The 16694-nt window shown below is 64.8% G+C and carries 16 protein-coding genes; 8 read left to right on the top strand and 8 right to left on the bottom strand.

Translation table 11 applies throughout. The annotated features are described in order from the left end of the window. Positions 1-142: 142 nt before the first annotated feature. Entirely contained in the window at positions 143-1354 is a 1212-nt protein-coding gene (locus tag CK215_RS27415; protein ID WP_095783454.1) for an MFS transporter, read from the bottom strand. A 326-nt stretch (positions 1355-1680) separates the two neighbouring features. Here CK215_RS27415 and CK215_RS27410 point away from each other — a divergent pair, with 326 nt between their 5' ends. Continuing rightward, entirely contained in the window at positions 1681-2100 is a 420-nt protein-coding gene (locus tag CK215_RS27410; protein WP_095801405.1) for a VOC family protein, read from the top strand. A 32-nt stretch (positions 2101-2132) separates the two neighbouring features. Here the strand turns inward: CK215_RS27410 and CK215_RS27405 are convergent, their stop codons facing one another. The 5 genes from CK215_RS27405 to CK215_RS27385 form a co-directional block, all read right to left on the bottom strand. After that, positions 2133-3026, bottom strand: a complete 894-nt coding sequence (locus CK215_RS27405; RefSeq protein ID WP_067001185.1) for a carbohydrate ABC transporter permease — start codon at positions 3024-3026, stop codon at positions 2133-2135. A 1-nt stretch (position 3027) separates the two neighbouring features. Continuing rightward, the gene (locus CK215_RS27400; RefSeq protein ID WP_067001186.1) at positions 3028-3966 is read right to left on the bottom strand and encodes a sugar ABC transporter permease; all 939 of its coding nucleotides are present in this window, start codon (positions 3964-3966) and stop codon (positions 3028-3030) included. A gap of 107 nt (positions 3967-4073) precedes the next feature. Then, positions 4074-5399 carry an ABC transporter substrate-binding protein gene (locus CK215_RS27395; protein ID WP_095832775.1) on the bottom strand — a complete coding sequence of 442 codons (1326 nt, stop codon included), beginning with the start codon at positions 5397-5399 and terminating at the stop codon, positions 4074-4076. Positions 5400-5435: 36 nt separating this feature from the next. Continuing rightward, positions 5436-6515 (bottom strand): sn-glycerol-3-phosphate ABC transporter ATP-binding protein UgpC, encoded by a 1080-nt coding sequence (gene ugpC / locus CK215_RS27390; RefSeq protein WP_067001190.1) that lies wholly within the window; start codon positions 6513-6515, stop codon positions 5436-5438. Between the two features lie 469 nt (positions 6516-6984). Continuing rightward, on the bottom strand, positions 6985-7584 hold the full coding sequence (locus CK215_RS27385) for a DUF922 domain-containing protein (protein ID WP_067001192.1): 600 nt from the start codon (positions 7582-7584) through the stop codon (positions 6985-6987). A 172-nt stretch (positions 7585-7756) separates the two neighbouring features. Between CK215_RS27385 and CK215_RS27380 the strand changes: the two genes are divergently transcribed. The 4 genes from CK215_RS27380 to CK215_RS27365 all read left to right on the top strand — a co-directional run bounded on the left by CK215_RS27380 (position 7757) and on the right by CK215_RS27365 (position 10580). Beyond that, positions 7757-7990, top strand: a complete 234-nt coding sequence (locus CK215_RS27380) for a hypothetical protein (RefSeq protein ID WP_067001193.1) — start codon at positions 7757-7759, stop codon at positions 7988-7990. Positions 7991-8274: 284 nt separating this feature from the next. Continuing rightward, positions 8275-9369, top strand: coding sequence for an NAD(P)/FAD-dependent oxidoreductase (locus tag CK215_RS27375; RefSeq protein ID WP_095832774.1), 1095 nt, complete (start codon positions 8275-8277; stop codon positions 9367-9369). 236 nt (positions 9370-9605) lie between these two features. Continuing rightward, complete coding sequence (locus tag CK215_RS27370; protein ID WP_095832773.1) at positions 9606-10235, top strand: glutathione S-transferase family protein; 630 nt, start codon at positions 9606-9608, stop codon at positions 10233-10235. 117 nt (positions 10236-10352) lie between these two features. Next, positions 10353-10580 (top strand): hypothetical protein, encoded by a 228-nt coding sequence (locus tag CK215_RS27365; RefSeq protein ID WP_095778240.1) that lies wholly within the window; start codon positions 10353-10355, stop codon positions 10578-10580. 58 nt (positions 10581-10638) lie between these two features. Here the strand turns inward: CK215_RS27365 and CK215_RS27360 are convergent, their stop codons facing one another. Both CK215_RS27360 and CK215_RS27355 read right to left on the bottom strand, forming a co-directional pair. Further along, the gene (locus CK215_RS27360; protein WP_095832772.1) at positions 10639-11646 is read right to left on the bottom strand and encodes an aldo/keto reductase; all 1008 of its coding nucleotides are present in this window, start codon (positions 11644-11646) and stop codon (positions 10639-10641) included. Between the two features lie 71 nt (positions 11647-11717). Beyond that, a complete protein-coding gene (locus tag CK215_RS27355; protein ID WP_066998508.1) occupies positions 11718-12215 on the bottom strand; it encodes an N-acetyltransferase in 498 nt (165 codons plus the stop codon). 325 nt (positions 12216-12540) lie between these two features. Here CK215_RS27355 and CK215_RS27350 point away from each other — a divergent pair, with 325 nt between their 5' ends. The 3 genes from CK215_RS27350 to CK215_RS27340 all read left to right on the top strand — a co-directional run bounded on the left by CK215_RS27350 (position 12541) and on the right by CK215_RS27340 (position 16690). After that, positions 12541-12765 carry a hypothetical protein gene (locus CK215_RS27350; RefSeq protein ID WP_066998505.1) on the top strand — a complete coding sequence of 75 codons (225 nt, stop codon included), beginning with the start codon at positions 12541-12543 and terminating at the stop codon, positions 12763-12765. A gap of 239 nt (positions 12766-13004) precedes the next feature. Next, complete coding sequence (gene ligD, locus CK215_RS27345; RefSeq protein ID WP_095832771.1) at positions 13005-15494, top strand: DNA ligase D; 2490 nt, start codon at positions 13005-13007, stop codon at positions 15492-15494. Positions 15495-15778: 284 nt separating this feature from the next. Further along, a complete protein-coding gene (locus CK215_RS27340) occupies positions 15779-16690 on the top strand; it encodes a Ku protein (RefSeq protein WP_095778244.1) in 912 nt (303 codons plus the stop codon). The last annotated feature ends 4 nt before the right edge of the window (positions 16691-16694 follow it).

The raw sequence follows: 16694 nt of genomic DNA, 5'->3' as shown, positions 1-16694 counted from the left end.
GAGGGGAGATGCCGGCAGGGCAGGTCCGAGCGTGGATCGCCGGCGCCCCATGCGACGGAGAGGGGCGTCGGCGCTTGACGCGCCGCGACCCCCTCTGTCGCCTTCGGCGACATCTCCCCCTCGAGGAGGGAGATTCATCTCGTTATGCCATCTGCAGCCGCTGCCGGCTCGGCTGCGGCGGGAAGGCGATCGCGATGCCGGCGGCGCCCAGGCCGACCAGCGCCGAGCCGATGAACAGCCAGGAATAGCTGGCATAGGCGTCGTAGATCATGCCGCCGGCGAGCGGGCCGAACGACATGCCGAGGCTGGAGAGCATGGTGGCGGCGCCGAACACCGTGCCGATGATGCGCGGCCCGAAATATTCGCGTGCCAGCACCGCATAGAGCGGCATGACGCCGCCGTAGGTGGCGCCGAAGATGACGGCCAGCACGTAGAACTGCTCGAGCCGGCCGACCGCGAGATAGGCGGCGATCACGGCGGCCTGGATGGCAAGGCCGGTGATCAGCACCGGCTTGACCCCCAGCCGGTCGCCGAGCACGCCGTAGAGCAGGCGTCCGCCAAGGCCGGCAAGGCCCTCGACGCTATAGATCGAGACGGCAGCCATCGGCGCAACGCCGCAGGCCATCGCATAGCTGACCATGTGGAAGATCGGCCCCGAATGCGCCGCGCAGCAGGCGAAGAAGGTCATGCCCAGCACCAGGAATTGCGGCGAGCGCAGCGCCTGGCTGACGCTCATGCCGGGGTCGTCGGCGGCACGCGCCGGCATGCCGCCGTCGGCCGCCGCGCCGGCCGCCGGCGGCTGGCGTACCAGGAAGACGGCGGGCAGCAGGAGCACCCAGGCCATGACGCCGATGTCGAACATGGCGGTTCGCCAGTCATAGGCCGAGATCAGCCAGCGCGCGAAGGGCGAGATGGTCATCGGCGCCACTCCCATGCCGGCCGAAACCAGCGACACGGCAAGGCTGCGGTTGGTGTCGAACCAGGCGGTGGTGAGCGCGATCATAGGCGCGAAGAACGCGCTGGCCGCCAGCCCGACGATCACGCCGTAGCTGAGCTGGAAGATCAGCAGCGAGTTGGCTCGGCTCGCCACCACCAGCGCCAGCCCGAGCAGCACCGCGCCGGCAAGCACGACGGGGCGGGCACCGACGCGGTCATAGATCGCGCCCCAGGCGAAGCCGCCGACGCCCATCACCAGAAAATTCAGCGTCATGGCGCTAGAAATGCCGGCGCGCGACCAGCCGGTGTCGATCGACATCGGCTCGAGAAAGATCGCCAGCGAGAACATCGCGCCGAGCGCCACACAGGTCATCAGCGCGCCGGCCGCGACGATGACCCAACGATAGGAAGGATTCATGATTTTCTCCCGTGCCCTAAGGCATCCTGTTTGATGCGGCACGGTTTTTCCAGGTCCATCGCGCCGCTTGCGTCCGAAGGACGCCGCGGCAGACACCGATCCTACAATCTGGTTGCATTATTTATCTGGTTCTTTGGGAGATGTTGGCCTATCGCCTTATGCTGGCGTTCCTTCACACCCCCCTCTGTCCTGCCGGACTGTCCGGCAGGACAGAGGGGGTGCCTCGCGCCGACCTCTCTAACTGTCAGCAGTCTTCCACACCCACATTGACCGCGCACCAGGCCCTTCTAGATTGAGCCGCTGCAATCGGGAGGAGGCAACACGCCATGCAACTCTATCGCGGCCGGCTCATCGATCACCTTCATCTGGTAGTGCGCGACGTCAAGGCGAGCCGGCGTTTCTACGGCGCGGTGCTCGAAGTGCTGGGCATCCCGATCGGCGGCGAGGCCGAGGATTATTTCTGGGCGGACGAACTGTTCGTTTCCAGCGCCGATAGCCGCGCGGCCCAGGGCGTGCTCACCGGCCGTCACCATCTCGCCTTCCAGGCCAAGGACCGCGCCATGGTCGACGCCTTCTACCAGGCGGGCCTCGCCGCCGGCGGCAAGGACAACGGCGCGCCGGGCGAGCGTCCCTACCACCCCGGCTACTACGCCGCCTTCCTGCTCGACCCCGACGGCAGCAACATCGAGGCGGTGTTTCATGGCGAGGCGAAGCGCAGTGCGCCGGCGGTGGAGATCAGTTTTTAGCGCGGCGGCGGGCGCCGTTATGCATGCGGAAGCTATTCCTTCACCGCGCCCGTCATCGAGGAGACGTAGTGCTCGACGAAGAACGAATAAAGCACCACCACTGGCAGCGAGCCGATCAGCGCGCCTGCCATCAGCGCTCCCCATTCATAGACGTCCGAGCGGACGAGCTCGGTGAGCACGCCGACCGGAACCGTCTTCTTCTCCGACGACTGGATGAAGGTCAGCGCGTAGATGAATTCGTTCCAGGACAGCGTGAAGGCGAAGATGCCGGCAGAGATCAGGCCCGGCACCGACAGCGGCAGCACGATCTTGGTCAGGATCTGCCAGCGGGTGGCGCCGTCGATCAGCGCGCATTCCTCCAATTCGAAGGGGATCGAACGGAAGTAGCCCATCAACAGCCAGGTGCAGAACGGAATCAGGAAGGTCGGGTAGGTGAGGATCAGCGCGAAGGGCGTGTCGTAGAGACCGAGGTTGAACACCATCACCGACAGCGGGATGAACAGGATCGAAGGCGGCACCAGATAGGCGAGGAAGACGGCAAGGCCGACCTGACGGGCGCCTGAGAACCGCAGTCGCTCGATCGCGTAGGCGGCGAGCACCGCAGCCGCCAGCGACAGGAAGGTGGCCGCCGTCGATATGATCACCGTGTTGAGCAGCCAGCCGGGGTAGGAGGTCTCCAGGAGCAAATAGCGTATGTGCTCCAGCGTCGGATGCACGACCCAGAACGGATTGTAGTTCACATAATCGGTCATCTCGACATTGGGCTTAACCGCCGTGATCGTCATCCAGTAGAATGGAAACAGCAGCACGATGAGAAACACCAGCAGCGGCAGATAGACCGTGACCACCCGGCGCGGCAGGCTCTGCAGGTAGCCCATGCCGCCTTCGTCGGTGTCCAGGCGCTCGACTTCTCTGATCGCGGCCATGTCAGTCTCCGCCGCCTTGCTGCCACCTGCGGCGTTGCAGGCCGAAATAGCTGAACAGGATCGCCGCCAGCAGGAAGGGGATCATGGCAACGGCGATTGCCGCGCCTTCGCCGAGCTGGCCGCCGGCAATGCCGCGCTGGAAGGACAATGTCGCCATCAGGTGGGTGGCGTTCACCGGCCCGCCGCGGGTCAGCACATAGATCAGCTGGAAATCGGTGAAGGTGAAGAGCACCGAGAAAGTCATGGTGATGGCGATGATCGGCGTCAAAAGCGGCAGCGTCACATGGCGAAACAACTGCCAGCGGCTGGCGCCGTCGAGCGTGGCGGCTTCGTAGAGCGACTGCGGGATGGTCTGCAGGCCGGCAAGCAGCGTGATGGCGACGAACGGGATGCCGCGCCAGACATTGGCCGCAATGACCGAAGCGCGCGCGTTGGTTGGATCGCCGAGGAAGTTGATGCGGTGGTCGATCAGGCCCATCTGCTGCAGCGCCCAGGACAGGATCGAGAACTGCGAATCGTAGATCCACCAGAAGGCGATGGCCGACAGCACCGTCGGCACCACCCAGGGCAGCAGCACCACCGCGCGGAAGAACGACTTGAAAGGCAGCTTCTCGTTGAGGATGAGAGCCAGCCAGAGGCCGAGCACGAATTTCAGGATCGAAGCGCTGACCGTGTAGAGCACGGTGTTGAAGACTGACAGCCAGAACACGCTGTCGCTCCAGAGATATTCATAGTTCTCGACGCCGATATAGATGCCGGGCCGGCCGATACGCGTGTCGGTGAAGCCAAGCCAGACGCCGAGTCCCAGCGGATAGGTGAGAAAGACCAGGAGCAGCGCCGCCGCCGGCAGCATGAAGCCGAGACCAAGAGTGTTCCGGCTCTCGGCAAGTCGCGAAAGCATCGACGGACGCCGCTGAACGGCAACGGATGGCACGGCCATGGGCGCGAATTCCTCGCAACATGCGGTGGAGTGGTGGTGGCCGCGTGGTCCTTCCGTGCCCCGGAAGATCCCGACGCGGCCACTCTTGCTTCAGGTGCCCGGCAGGATCAGACGCGATAATAGCGGTTGGCGCGCTTTTCGGCCTCTTCCATCGCCTCTTGCGGTGTCGCCTGTCCTGTCACCGCCTTGGCGAACATGTCGACCAGCACATAGTCGGCCATGGTCGCGGCCGAGGCATAGCCGAGCGGCCCGGCATAGCCGTTGGGTCGCAGCGTCGCCGAAGCTTTCGCGTAAGCGGCGTTGTTCGGGTCGGCCTTCCACACCGGATTGTTGTCGAAAGCCTTCAGCGTCTGGCAGCAATAGCCGGCCGACGACGTGATCCAGTCCGACATCTGCGGGTCCTCGAACATGAACTGCAGATAGGCTTTGGCCGCGTTGGGGTAGGGCGTGTAGTTGAAGATGACGGCCGTGGTCACCTGGAACAGCTCGACCGATTTCCCGACCGGACCGATCGGCAGATTGGTGGTGCGGATGTCCTTGGCTATTTCGGCCAGCTTCGGGTCATTGTCCTTGTTGATCTTGGCGGTGTTGTAGGCCGAGATGCCGTTGGCGATCACGCTTATTTCGCCGGCCAGGAAGGCGCGGTTGTTGTTGACGTCGAGCCAGCTTTCCGTGCCGGGGATGAAGGTCTTGTAGAGCTCCTGCGCATACTGGATCGCCTTGAGCGTCTCGGGGCTGTTGATCGTCACCTTGCCGGCTTCGTCGACCATCTGGCCGCCATGGCTCCATAGCAGCCAATGCGCATAGTTGTTGCCGTCGCCGACGCCGTGGCCATGCGTGAACCCGGCGGGATGGCCCTTTGCCTTGAGCGCCTTGCAGAGCTCGAGGAAACCCGCCGTGTCCTTCGGGAATTCCGAGAAGCCGGCCTCCTTCACCCAGCTTTCGCGATAGACGATGGCGTTGCCGATGGTGGCGAGCGGCAGGCCGAGGAACTTGCCCTCGCGCGTCGCATACTGCTTCGGGCCGTCGTGCCAGCCGCCATACTTCTTGCCGAGATGGTCGCCGAGTTCGGTCACGTCGAGCAGCTTGTCTGGATATTGGTGCGGGTCGTCGAACCAGACGAACATCAGGTCGGGACCGGAGCCGACATTGGCGGCGACGGCCGCCTTGGGCCGGATGTCTTCCCAGCTCTCCTTGTCGACGCGCACCTCCACGCCCGTCGCCTCGGTGAACCGCTTCGTATTCTTCAGCCATTGGTCCTCGTCGCCCTGCACGAAAGGCGACCAGCGCAGCAGCCGGAGCTTGGCGCCTTCCTCCGGCTTGTAGGTGAGGCCCTCCTGGGCGAAGGCGCTCGAGCCGACGAAGCGGCTGCCCAAGGCTCCGGCGGCCGCGCCGGCGGTCGTGCGGATCACGTCGCGTCTGGTGAACTTCATGCTCGTCTCCTCCTGTGGGTTTCCTCGTTGCGTGGTCTATGGCGCCGCTTCGATCCGCTGGCCCGTTTCGCCGTGAAACAGATGAATGGGGCCAGGTTCCACCGACAACCGGATGGTTTCTCCCGGCGCGAAGGAATGGCGTTCGCGGAAATTGGCGACAATATCCTCTCCGCCCGCGGTCCGGCCGATGATCTGCACTTCCGAGCCGGTCGGCTCGATCACCACCACGGTGACCGGAATGCCGTCCTCGGCCAGCCGCAGATGCTCGGGCCGAACGCCGAGCACGACGGCTTCGCCGTTGCCGATCGCGGGTGGTTTCGACAGAGGCACGGAGACGCCACCCGCGCCCCGGAACGACGACGGCGCGCCGTCATTGGCGAATGTGCCCTTGAGCAGGTTCATGGCCGGCGAGCCGATGAAGCTCGCGACGAAGAGGTTGTTCGGCCGGTCGTAGAGCTCGAGCGGCGGCCCGATCTGCTCGACGAGGCCGTCATGCATAACGACGATCTTGTCGGCCATCGTCATGGCCTCGATCTGGTCGTGCGTGACATAGATCGTCGTCGTCTTCAGCCGCTGGTGCAGTTCCTTGATCTCGGCGCGCATCTGGACCCTCAGCTTGGCGTCAAGGTTGCTGAGCGGCTCGTCGAACAAAAACACCTGCGGATTGCGCACGATCGCCCGGCCCATGGCGACGCGCTGCCGCTGGCCGCCCGAAAGCTGGCGCGGATAACGCGACAGAAGCGGCACCAGCCCGAGGATCTCGGCCGCCCGCTTCACCCCGGCATCGCTCTCCGCCTTGGCCACTCCCTTCAGCATGAGCGAGAACGCCATGTTTTCGGCAACGGTCATGTGCGGATAGAGCGCGTAGTTCTGGAAGACCATGGCCACGTCGCGCTCCTTCGGCGCAACATCGTTGACGACACGGCTGCCGATCGAAATATGGCCGCGGGAGATTTTTTCCAGCCCGGCAATCATCCGCAGAAGCGTCGATTTTCCGCAGCCCGACGGCCCGACCAGCGTGACGAACTCGCCGTCCTCTATGTCGACGCTGACGCCGTGCAGGATCTGGGTGGCTCCGAACGACTTGTAGACATCGCCAATCGCGACAGACGCCATCGAACTCCTCCCGATGGTCCCTGCGGGTTTCGCGGGGAGCCGTTTCCAATCAAGGTGTGGCTGAAACGGATGCCGGCAAGCATCCACCACTGGCGTCGGCGACGTTTGCCCCAGCTCCCCCGGGTCACGCGACTGTGAAACGGTAGCGCTACCAAACCCGCCTGTAAAGCTGCGGCGCATGCCCTTAGACTTTCGTCTCAAAGGGCAAATGAGCCAGCCTGCCGTGAGCTAAGTCAATCCAGGGCTGTGCCGGATGGCCACTAATCAGGTCGGCGAAGAAGGCTGAATGCGCATTAGCAAGTACTAAGGTGTAGATTTCAACCTGGCCGAGAAAGAGCCGACAGTTCCCGTTTCCGCGCAGACGGGATTGGCAGCTGTCCCATTCGAGATGCGGTAATGCTGATAGCGGTGCTTCCGGTGTGGCCCTGCTGCCACCGCGGGAAGGGGCGCGGCCGCTCCTTGGCCGTGTTCACCCGCCGATCAGAAACGCCGCAATCAGCTTCTGCAAGTTCCCGCCCGGACCGAACTCGACCTTGTCGAAGTCGCGGCTGGCCCGGCGCTGCGCCTTGGAAAGCTGGTCGAGATAATTCGTCAGCTCCGCCCTGATCTTGGTGCAGCCGGGGTCGTCGGCAACGGTGAGGCCGGTGCTGAAGGCGACGATCTTGTCCACCATGTCGACGATGCCGGCGCCGTGGACCTTCTCGTGTGCGGCGAGGCCGGCGGCAAACGCGTCCCACCGCGCCTGCACGGCGGGGGCAAGTTTTGCGGCGGGCTTGGGCAACGTGTAGGTGATGATCAGCTTCGGGCGAGCGGTCTTCAGCACGCAGGCGCCGCCTTCGGTCTGATAATCGCGCTGCCAGGTCAGCTTGAAGTTGGTCTGCGCGATTGCCCGCCGCCCGTTGCCGGCCGAGTCCCTGCCGATCACAGGGCCTTTCTCGCCGATCGAGACATAGAGCGCCTCCACGCTTTGTCCTGAGATCGCATAGGTCTCGACCTTCTCGCTCGGCTTCCATTGGGCGAGGGCTGGTGAGGAGAGGAGCAGGGCGGAAAGCAGCAAGACGGATTTCATGAGGACTCGACAGAATTCCGGGACGAGCCTCCGTGCATAGCGGTTGTCGGCGCAAGAGCAAAGCCGGCGCGGCGCTTTCTCCCGCAAGGCGGAGACAACGCGCCGGCGCCATCGGAACCCGCTCCACCCGTCCGCCGTTTCCTTGTCATCGTTCCGCCCCAGGGAGACAAGGATGACCCGCAACGAGATCATTTCCGTTCTTGGCCCTGTCGACGAGGCCGTCATCGCCGACGTCGCGCTCACCGGCGCCAGCCTTGAGGAATTGCGCGAGGCCTTCGCCTGGATCGGCGCCGACGAGGCGCTGATGAACGAGGGTCGCGCGATGCCGGGCGCCAGGGTAGCGCGGCTGATCGAGATTCTCGAACCGCCCGAGGACGAGGCCGAAGCGCCGAGCGGGACGGAGTAGAGCGCGAATCCTGATCTCCCCCCTTGAGGCCTGAGGGGTCGTCTCACGCAGATCGCCGACGTTGTATTCCTCCGCGCAAGGCGCCGGCACTTCACGCGCAGCGATCGCTCCGTCGCCTTCGGCGACATTTCCCGATAAGGAGCGAGATAAGACTCCGGCGCCTCGCTCGGCCATTCATCCGATTTCGCTCGGTGCACCCTGTCCCGCAAGTCCAGGTGATTCCCCTACTTGCTCCTCCGACACCTCGGGCATAGCTTCTTCCTGCCTTGGGGGAGGGAGCTGCCTTGGATACCAATGTCGTCATTGTCGGCGCGGGACCGGCGGGGCTGGCTGTCGGGGCCTGCCTGAAGCGGGCCGGAGTCGATTTCATCATCCTCGAAAAGGCGAGCGAGCTGGCGCCGGCCTGGCGGCGGCATTACCGGCGGCTGCACCTACACACGGTGAAGTCCTTCTCGTCACTGCCTTTCCTGCCGTTCCCGAAAAGCCACCCACGCTACGTTCCGCGTGAAAAGGTGGTCGCCTATCTCGACGCCTATGCCGCGCGTTTCAGCCTGGAGCCGCGCTTCGCCGTCACGGTGAAATCGATCCGCCGGGCGGGCGAAAAAATCGTGGTCGAGACCGATGCCGGCCCTTTCAACGCCCGCAAGATCGTGATCGCCACCGGCAACAATGCCGAGCCGATAACGCCGGCCTTTGCCGGCATCGAAACCTTCAAGGGAGAGGTGCTGCACAGCGCCGCCTACACCGAGGCCACGCCCTATACGGCCAGGAACGTGCTGGTCGTCGGCATGGGCAACACCGGCGCCGAGATCGCGCTCGACCTTGCCGAGAGCGGCGCGCATCCGACGATCTCGGTGCGCAGGGGCGTCCACATCGTGCCGCGCCAGCTCTTCGGCGTGCCGATCCAGATGGTTGGCATCGCCAGCCGGCCGATGCCGCGGGCGCTGAACGACTGGATGTTCCCGAAAATCCTCGACCTTGCGCTGGGCAGGCTGGAGAAATACGGCATCGTCAGGCCGAAGGAAGGGATCCTCAAGCAGATCGACGCCGGCCGCATTCCGGTCATCGATGTCGGCACCGTAGCGGCGATCAAGGCGGGCAGGATCGGCATTCTCCCCGATATCGTCAGCTTCACCGAGGACGGCGCAACATTCGCCGGCGGGCAGGAGCAAAACTTCGACGCCGTAATCTTCGCCACGGGCTACCGTCCTGGCTATGACGGCATCCTGCCGGCGGAGCTGCGGCCGGGGAAGAGTGGAGTGAATCCACGGGCGACGGCGCTGGGTGTCTACCTCGTCGGCTTCTACAATCCGGTCACCGGCCTGCTGCGCGAGATCGGCATCGAGGCGCAGGCGGTGGCGAGGGATATTGCGGGGTGAGGCGTGGCGGAACTGCCGATCTCCCCCCTTGAGGGGGAGATGGTCGGAAGACCAGAGGGGGTCGCAGCGCCTTACGCAGTCCGCCACGAACACGACGCTGACGATTTACGGGAGACGACCCCCTCTGTCGCCTTCGGCGACATCTCCCCCTCAAGGGAGGAGATCAAGGCGCATAAATCGGGTGGCGCCCGCGCACGCCCTATGCGAAGCCAGCCTGGCCAAGGAGGGACGCACCCATGCTCACGCTCTACGATTATCTGCCCTCGCAAAATGCCTGGAAGGTTCGTGTCCTGCTTGGCCTGCTCGGCATCGCTTATGAAACCCGGATCGTTTCTATCTTCGAGGGCGAGAGCCGTACGGAGGCCTTCCTGAAGCTCAATCCGGCCGGCGCCGTTCCCGTGCTCGCCGTGGAGAATGGTGCGGCGATCGCCGAATCCAACGCCATCCTCGCTTGCGTCGCGGAGGGGACGCCCTACCTGCCGGCGGACCGGCTCACGCGCGCCAAGGCCATGCAGTGGCTGTTCTTCGAGCAGTACTATGTCGAGCCGGTCATCGGCTCGCTGCGCTTCTGGTCGCTGACCGGGCGGCTGGAGCGCAATCAGCCGCTGGTGGCCGGCAAGCGTGAGGCGGGCGCCCGCGCGCTTGACGCTCTCGAGCGCGGCCTGCAGGACACGCCGTTCCTTGTCGGCGGCTCACTCACCATCGCCGACATCGCCGTCTATGCCTACGGCCATCGCGCCGAGGATTGCGGCTTTTCGCTTGCCGACTATCCGGCGGTCAGCGCCTGGATCGATCGGGTGAGCGGGACGATCGGCTCAGGCTATCCCGTGCATCCCTACAGCATCGACCCGCATTCGGGCGGTTGAGCGCCGGAACAGAAGGCCCGGGGAGGGCGTTTGCCCAAGGCGGTGCGCCGGTTCCGTCGACGAACGGCGCCGGCAGCGCCGGCCTGTTTTCCAGCAAACCGACAATGGAGGCCAGGAATGGTTCGCACCATCGCTATCGCTATCCTCTCTACCGGCATTGCCAGCCTGCCTGCTGTCGCGGCCGAGGAATGGTGGGTCGCCAGGGACGCCGTTTCGAAACAGTGCGAGATCGTGCCGAAGAAGCCCGACGGAACGCTTGTCGTCGATCTGGGCAAGAAGAGATACGCCAGCGAGGCCGAGGCCAAGAAGGCGATGGCGGCGCTGGCGGATTGCAATAAGCAGTAGGATCGACCGAGCTGATCTCCCCCCTTGAGGGCCCCAGAGCGGGGAGATTACCTCACCCCTACCGATCCACCATCGACATCGTCCGCTCGTTATACCGCGGCCCCGATACCTTCTCAGGCGTCAGCGCCATGTCGAGCCCCAACATCTCGGTGGCATCGAGCTTGATGTCGGCGGCGGCGACATTCTCCTCCAGATAAGTCCGTCGCTTGGTGCCGGGGATCGGCACGATGTCGATGCCGAATTCCGGCCCCTTGGCCAGCAGCCAGGCGATCGCCACCTGGCCGGGCTTGACCCCCTTGGCGACGGCGATCTCGCGGACCGTAGCGGCGGCGGCGACATTGGCGTCGAAATTTTCGCCCTGATAGCGCGGGTCGCCGCGCCGGAAATCGCCTTCGGGATAGTCTTCCGCCCGCTTGACGTCGCCGGCGAGGAAACCGCGGCCGAGCGGTGCGAACGGCACCAGCCCGATGCCCACTTCCGCAAGCGCCGGGATGATCTCGGGCTCGAGGTTGCGCTCCCACAGCGAATATTCGCTCTGCAGCGCCGAGACTGGGTGCACGGCATGGGCGCGGCGAATGTTGGATATCCCCGCCTCCGACAGGCCGAAGAAGCGCACCTTGCCCTCCGCCACCAGCTCGCCGACCGCGCCCGCGACATCCTCCATCGGCACGTCAGGATCGACGCGGTGCTGATAGAGCAGGTCGATGCGGTCGGTCGCGAGCCGCGTGAGCGAAGCCTCGACCACCTCGCGGATATGCTCCGGCCGGCTGTCGCGCCCGGTGCCATCCTGCTTGCCGTCGACGATGCGGAAGCCGAATTTTGTCGCGATCGTCACCTCGTCGCGCCGGCCCTTCAGCGCGCGTCCAAGCAGCTCCTCGTTGATGAAAGGCCCGTAGACCTCGGCCGTGTCGAGGAAGGTGCAGCCAAGCTCGATCGCCCGGTGGATCGTCGCGATCGACTCCGCTTCGTCGGCCGGGCCGTAGGATTGGCTCATGCCCATGCAGCCGAGGCCGATGGCCGACACGACGAGCCCCTGGCTGCCGAGTTTCTGCTTGCCGAGGCTCATTCATCTGTCTCCGGTAAGAAATTAGCACCCGCGAAATTATAATGCCGGGACGCGATGCGTCCAGCGCGGCGTCAAGCCATCGGCAGCATTCGGCGCATGATCAACGAGGCATGGCCGCCGACGCCATGTGCGGCCGGCCGGCGCTCGACCACCTCGAAGCCGTGCTTGCGGTAGAAGGCGATCGCCCGCTCATTGCCCTCGATCACCTCCAGGGCGATGCTTGGAATGCCGGCATGGGCAGCAAGCACCGCGTGCAAGAGGTCGACGGCGAGGCCGCTGCCGAACTCTTCCGGCTCGATATGCAGCCGGTCGAGCATGACATCGCCCCTCTCGTCCATCGCTGCCATCGCATAGCCGGCGATCGAGCCGTCGGTCCGCTCGGCCACGAACGACATCTTGTTGTCGTCGGCGAGCTCTTCGGCGAGCTTGTCGGGCGCATGTTTTTCGTCGGAGAGCCGGGCCACGGTTTCCTCACCCATGATCGGCGAATAGGTCCGCCGCCAGGATCCTCCCAGCAGCCGCGAGACGGCTGGCAGATCGTTCTTCGTCATCGCGCGGATGTGAGACATGTGCTTCCCTCGTTGCACTCCAAGATAGGGCGCGGCGCTGGCGACGGCCAATCTTCCCCTTGTTGTGGCGGAGATGCCGGCAGAGCAGAGGGGGCGCTGTCCCGCCGACGCATCGTAGTTTCTTGTTCGGAGATCGATAGCAACAAAGCGGCGGCCCTTATTGGCTCAACCGCCTCGGTCCTTCCGGTGCCTCTCTGGTCTGGCCTGCCGGCCGTCTCGCCCGCTTGACGGGAGCTTGGCGCTCCGTCGCCCCGCCAAATTGACTCGCCCCCCGCTCTCATTCATCCTTAGAGACTGTTCAGCGCCAGCGTGTACAGAGTGAGCCATGGCCAGTCCCGTCGCCAGAGAAAATTCCCGCCGCGCCGCGGTGAAGAAGGCGCTCGACCGCCACAAGGTCTATGTCACCGCGCAGAGCTTTTCCGGCGGCACTTACAGCGCCCGTGTGCTGGTCGACGGTGAAGCCTATTGGGTCGACGAGTTCCGGCTCTCGCAGCTGCGGCAGGGTCTGACGCCGGCCGAGCTGGAATTGACGCCGGCGACCGACGATTGAGTGTAGTGCCTTCGTCATCCCAGGGCGGAGCAGGAGCGAAGCGACGTCGCGGAGACCCTGGGATCCATGCCGTGACCTGGACGCGTCACGACGGTCCAAGTTCTGCTCGGCTGCAGTCCGCGGTAAAGATCACCGCATGGATCCTCGGGTCAAGCCCGAGGATGACGACCGCGCGGGCTCGGGGGCGCGAAGGATCGCGGCCCTTGCCACTGTCGGCTACGCGCTTCGGCACCTAACCCATGCCGGCTCCCCAACTCAAAACCTACCGCGCCAAGCGCGAATTCTCCCGCACCCCAGAACCGGCGGGCGGCACGGCAGGCGAAGTCAGCAACCGCTTCGTTATCCACAAGCACCACGCCACCGCCGATCACTACGATCTGCGCCTCGAAGTCGGCGGGGTGCTGAAGAGCTGGGCGGTGCCGCGCGGCCCCTCGCTCAACCCGGCCGACAAGCGCCTCGCGGTCGAGACCGAGGATCACCCGATCGAATATATCGACTTCGAGGGCGTCATCCCCGAGGGCGAGTATGGCGGCGGGCCGATGATCGTCTGGGACACTGGCACCTGGGCGCCGATGGAGGATGTGGACAAAAGCCTGCGCACCGGCGCCTTCAAGTTCCGGCTCGCCGGCCAGAAGCTCAATGGCGGCTGGATGCTGACCCGGCTGAAGCCCAAGCCCGGCGAGGACGAGAACAAGAAGAATTGGCTGCTTTTCAAGGAGCGCGATCTCGCCTCCGACACCGAGCTCGACATTCTCGAAGCGCGGCCGGAAAGCGTCAAGTCGGGCCGGCGCATCGAGGAACTGGCCGCGCCGCCGAAAAAGCCGCAGCGCCTGCCGCCGAAACCTGGCTCGCTGAAACCCGGCGCGCTGCCCGGCGCGGTCAAGGCAGACCCGCCAAGCCGCATCGAGCCGCAGCTCGCCGCGCAGGTGAGCGAGCCGCCCGGTGGCGAGGACACCGGCACGCTCTGGCTGCACGAGATCAAATTCGACGGCTACCGCACCATGGCGCATGTCGTGGACGGGCATGTGCGGCTGATCACCCGTGGCGGCCTCGACTGGACCAAGCGCTACGGCGACCTCTCGCAAGCCTTTTCGCGCCTGCCGGTCAGCCGGGCGATCATCGACGGCGAGATCATGGTGCTGGACGACAAGGGCATCTCGCGCTTCGCGCTGCTGCAGGACGCGCTGGCCCAGGGCGCCGGCTCGAAGCTGCATTTCTACGCCTTCGATCTCCTGCATCTCGATGGCTGGGACCTGCGCAGGGCGCCGCTGCAGAAGCGTAAGGCGCTGCTTGCCGAACTGCTCGCCGGCCAGGCGGCCAACTCCGCCATCCAGTACAGCGACCACGTCGAGGGCGATGGCCGCGGGCTTTACGACCAGGCCTCGGACCTTGGGCTGGAAGGCGTCGTCTCCAAGCGCGCCGATGCCATCTACATGAGCGGCCGAACCAAGAGCTGGACCAAGGTCAAGGCGCAAAAGACGGATGATTTCGTCATCGCCGGCTACACCGTTTCCGACCGGGCGGAAGGGCTTGCGGCGCTGGGCATGGCCGAGTTCGTCGACGGCGAATTGCACTATCGCGGCAAGGTCGGCACCGGCTTCGACCGCGACATGGCGACCGACCTGCTGACCCGGCTGGAGCGGCTGACCGCCGGCGCCACGCCGCCCGAAGGCGTGCCGCGCGAGATCATGCGCGAGATGCATTGGGTGAAGCCGCTGCTGTCGGCACGCGTCCGTTATTCGAACCGCACCGCCGACAATGCGATCCGCCACGGCGTCTTCCGCGGCCTGCGCGATGTCGGCGGCCTGACGACGCCGGTTGCGGTCAAGCGCAAGCGGCTGATCGCCGAGTCCGACCTCGCCACCATCTGGGTCACCAATCCGGAGCGGCGGCTGTTCGGCAAGACCGGGCCGACCAAGCTCGACATTGCCGTCTATTACGCGCTGGTCGGCGATTTCATGCTGCCGCACATCATCGGCCGCCCGGTGTCGCTGGTGCGCTGCCCGACGGGGCGGCCGCAGGACTGCTTCTTCCAGCGCCACGCCTTCACCGGCATGCCGCCCTCGGTGGCGGTGTTCGAAAGCATCAGTTCGGAAGGCGAGACCAAGACCTACCTCTCGGTCGAGGACGCCAAGGGCTATCTGGCGCTGGCGCAGTTCGGCGTCGTCGAGTTCCACACCTGGGGCACGCACCGCACCAAGCTCGACAAGCCCGACCAGATCGTCTTCGACCTCGACCCGGGCGAGGGGATTTCCTGGCGCGAGGTGGTCGAGGCGGCCGTCCACATCAAGAGCGGGCTGGAGAGCCTCGGCCTGGTGCCGTTTGCAAAGACCTCCGGCGGCAAGGGCATCCACATCACCGTGCCGGTGACGCGCAAGCAGAACTGGAAGAAACTGCACCAGGCCTCGAGCGCCATTTCCACTTTGCTCGCGGCAAGCGCGCCCGACACTTTCGTCACAGTCATGGGCAAGGAAAACCGCAAGAAGCGCATTTTCATCGACTTCCACCGCAACGCCCGCGGCCACACCTCCGCCGCTCCCTATTCGCTGCGCGCCCGCACCAACCTGCCGGCCTCGACCCCGATGAGTTGGACCGATCTGGAGGCTATCGACGCGCCCGAGGATCTGAACTACGCCTCGCTGCCGGGACTGTTGGAGACCTCGGGCGATCCCTGGGCGGAGATCGACGAGGCCGCCAGGGATTTGCCGTCCCATTTTTCGTCATCCTAGGGTGCGTCGCTTCGCTCCTTGCTAGACTTTCGCCCAGTCCCAAGCCCCAATCCATCTCCATCGACGCTTCCTACAATTTGAATTATCCTCCGCGCCAGCCGGTCCAAGAACACTTCGTCAGCAATTTGCATGTACCATCAAGGGTCGGTGTAGGATTTCCGGAGCGCCAACCGTCCTTCGGACGAAGCGCCGGGAGCATGATCGCGAAAAGTCGGACCGGTGTTCGGCTAAAATCATGCTTCCAAAAAAGTAACTGTCAGTGCATGGCCGCGTAGGAGTTCATCATGGCGCCCAGGGCAAGTTGGAAAGGTTACCTCAAGCTCAGCCTCGTCAGCTGTCCGGTCCGGCTTTATCCGGCCACCAGCGCGAGCGAGCGCATCTCGTTCAACCAGTTGCACAAGAAGACCCACAACCGCATCAACATGAAGCCGGTCGACCCCGAACTCGGCCTGGTCGAACGCTCGGACCTGGTCCGGGGCTACGAATATGAGGATAAGCAGTACATCATCATCGATGATGCCGACCTCGACGCGGTCCGGATCGAATCCAACCACACGATGAACATCGAGGCCTTCGTCGACGAGAATGAGGTCGACGTCATCTACCAGGACTCGCCCTATTACCTTGCCCCGGACGGCGCCATGGCCGAGGAGACCTTCGCGGTGCTGCGGGAAGCGATGCGCAAATCCGGCAAGCTGGCGATCGCCCGCCTGGTCCTTTCCAGCCGCGAGCGCGTGGTGACGATCGGCCCGCGCGAGAACGGCATGTTCGTCTGCACCTTGAGGAACCCCAACGAAGTGCGCGGCACGGCTGAATATTTCGGCAACATCCCGGCCGGCAAGCCGGATCCGGAAATGCTCGATCTCGCCCAGGCGCTGATCAAGCAGAAGGAAACTCATTTCGATCCGAAGAATTACGAGGATCGCTACGAAGTGGCGCTGATGGGGATGATCCGCGAGAAGCTCAAAGGCCACAAGCCGATCATCGCGGCGGCGCCCGAACGCGGCAATGTCATCAACCTGATGGATGCGCTGAAAGCGAGCCTGTCGCAGTCGGCCAAGCCGCCGGCCAAGTCGAAGAGCAAGGCCGAGGAGGCGCCGGCCAAGCCCGCCAAGAAGGCGGCCGCCGGCGGCGGCGCGCCTGAGAACCCGCTGAAAGCGAACCTGTTGAAAGCCGTCGGCAAGAGCAAGAAGTGACGGG

Origin of the sequence: Mesorhizobium sp. WSM3864 (assembly GCF_002294955.1) — a bacterium.
Classification (GTDB): domain Bacteria; phylum Pseudomonadota; class Alphaproteobacteria; order Rhizobiales; family Rhizobiaceae; genus Mesorhizobium.
This window is presented reverse-complemented; position numbering and strand designations above follow the sequence as displayed.

What these genes read in the sequence shown, in the direction of transcription:
- CK215_RS27370 (WP_095832773.1), top strand. Translation starts at nt 9,606, where the DNA reads ATGCTCACGCTCTACGATTATCTGCCCTCGCAAAATGCCTGGAAGGTT.
- CK215_RS27340 (WP_095778244.1), top strand. Translation starts at nt 15,779, where the DNA reads ATGGCGCCCAGGGCAAGTTGGAAAGGTTACCTCAAGCTCAGCCTCGTC.
- CK215_RS27410 (WP_095801405.1), top strand. Translation starts at nt 1,681, where the DNA reads ATGCAACTCTATCGCGGCCGGCTCATCGATCACCTTCATCTGGTAGTG.
- CK215_RS27365 (WP_095778240.1), top strand. Translation starts at nt 10,353, where the DNA reads ATGGTTCGCACCATCGCTATCGCTATCCTCTCTACCGGCATTGCCAGC.
- CK215_RS27400 (WP_067001186.1), bottom strand. Translation starts at nt 3,966, where the DNA reads ATGGCCGTGCCATCCGTTGCCGTTCAGCGGCGTCCGTCGATGCTTTCG.
- ligD (WP_095832771.1), top strand. Translation starts at nt 13,005, where the DNA reads ATGCCGGCTCCCCAACTCAAAACCTACCGCGCCAAGCGCGAATTCTCC.
- CK215_RS27395 (WP_095832775.1), bottom strand. Translation starts at nt 5,399, where the DNA reads ATGAAGTTCACCAGACGCGACGTGATCCGCACGACCGCCGGCGCGGCC.
- ugpC (WP_067001190.1), bottom strand. Translation starts at nt 6,515, where the DNA reads ATGGCGTCTGTCGCGATTGGCGATGTCTACAAGTCGTTCGGAGCCACC.
- CK215_RS27380 (WP_067001193.1), top strand. Translation starts at nt 7,757, where the DNA reads ATGACCCGCAACGAGATCATTTCCGTTCTTGGCCCTGTCGACGAGGCC.
- CK215_RS27405 (WP_067001185.1), bottom strand. Translation starts at nt 3,026, where the DNA reads ATGGCCGCGATCAGAGAAGTCGAGCGCCTGGACACCGACGAAGGCGGC.
- CK215_RS27355 (WP_066998508.1), bottom strand. Translation starts at nt 12,215, where the DNA reads ATGTCTCACATCCGCGCGATGACGAAGAACGATCTGCCAGCCGTCTCG.
- CK215_RS27385 (WP_067001192.1), bottom strand. Translation starts at nt 7,584, where the DNA reads ATGAAATCCGTCTTGCTGCTTTCCGCCCTGCTCCTCTCCTCACCAGCC.
- CK215_RS27415 (WP_095783454.1), bottom strand. Translation starts at nt 1,354, where the DNA reads ATGAATCCTTCCTATCGTTGGGTCATCGTCGCGGCCGGCGCGCTGATG.
- CK215_RS27350 (WP_066998505.1), top strand. Translation starts at nt 12,541, where the DNA reads ATGGCCAGTCCCGTCGCCAGAGAAAATTCCCGCCGCGCCGCGGTGAAG.
- CK215_RS27360 (WP_095832772.1), bottom strand. Translation starts at nt 11,646, where the DNA reads ATGAGCCTCGGCAAGCAGAAACTCGGCAGCCAGGGGCTCGTCGTGTCG.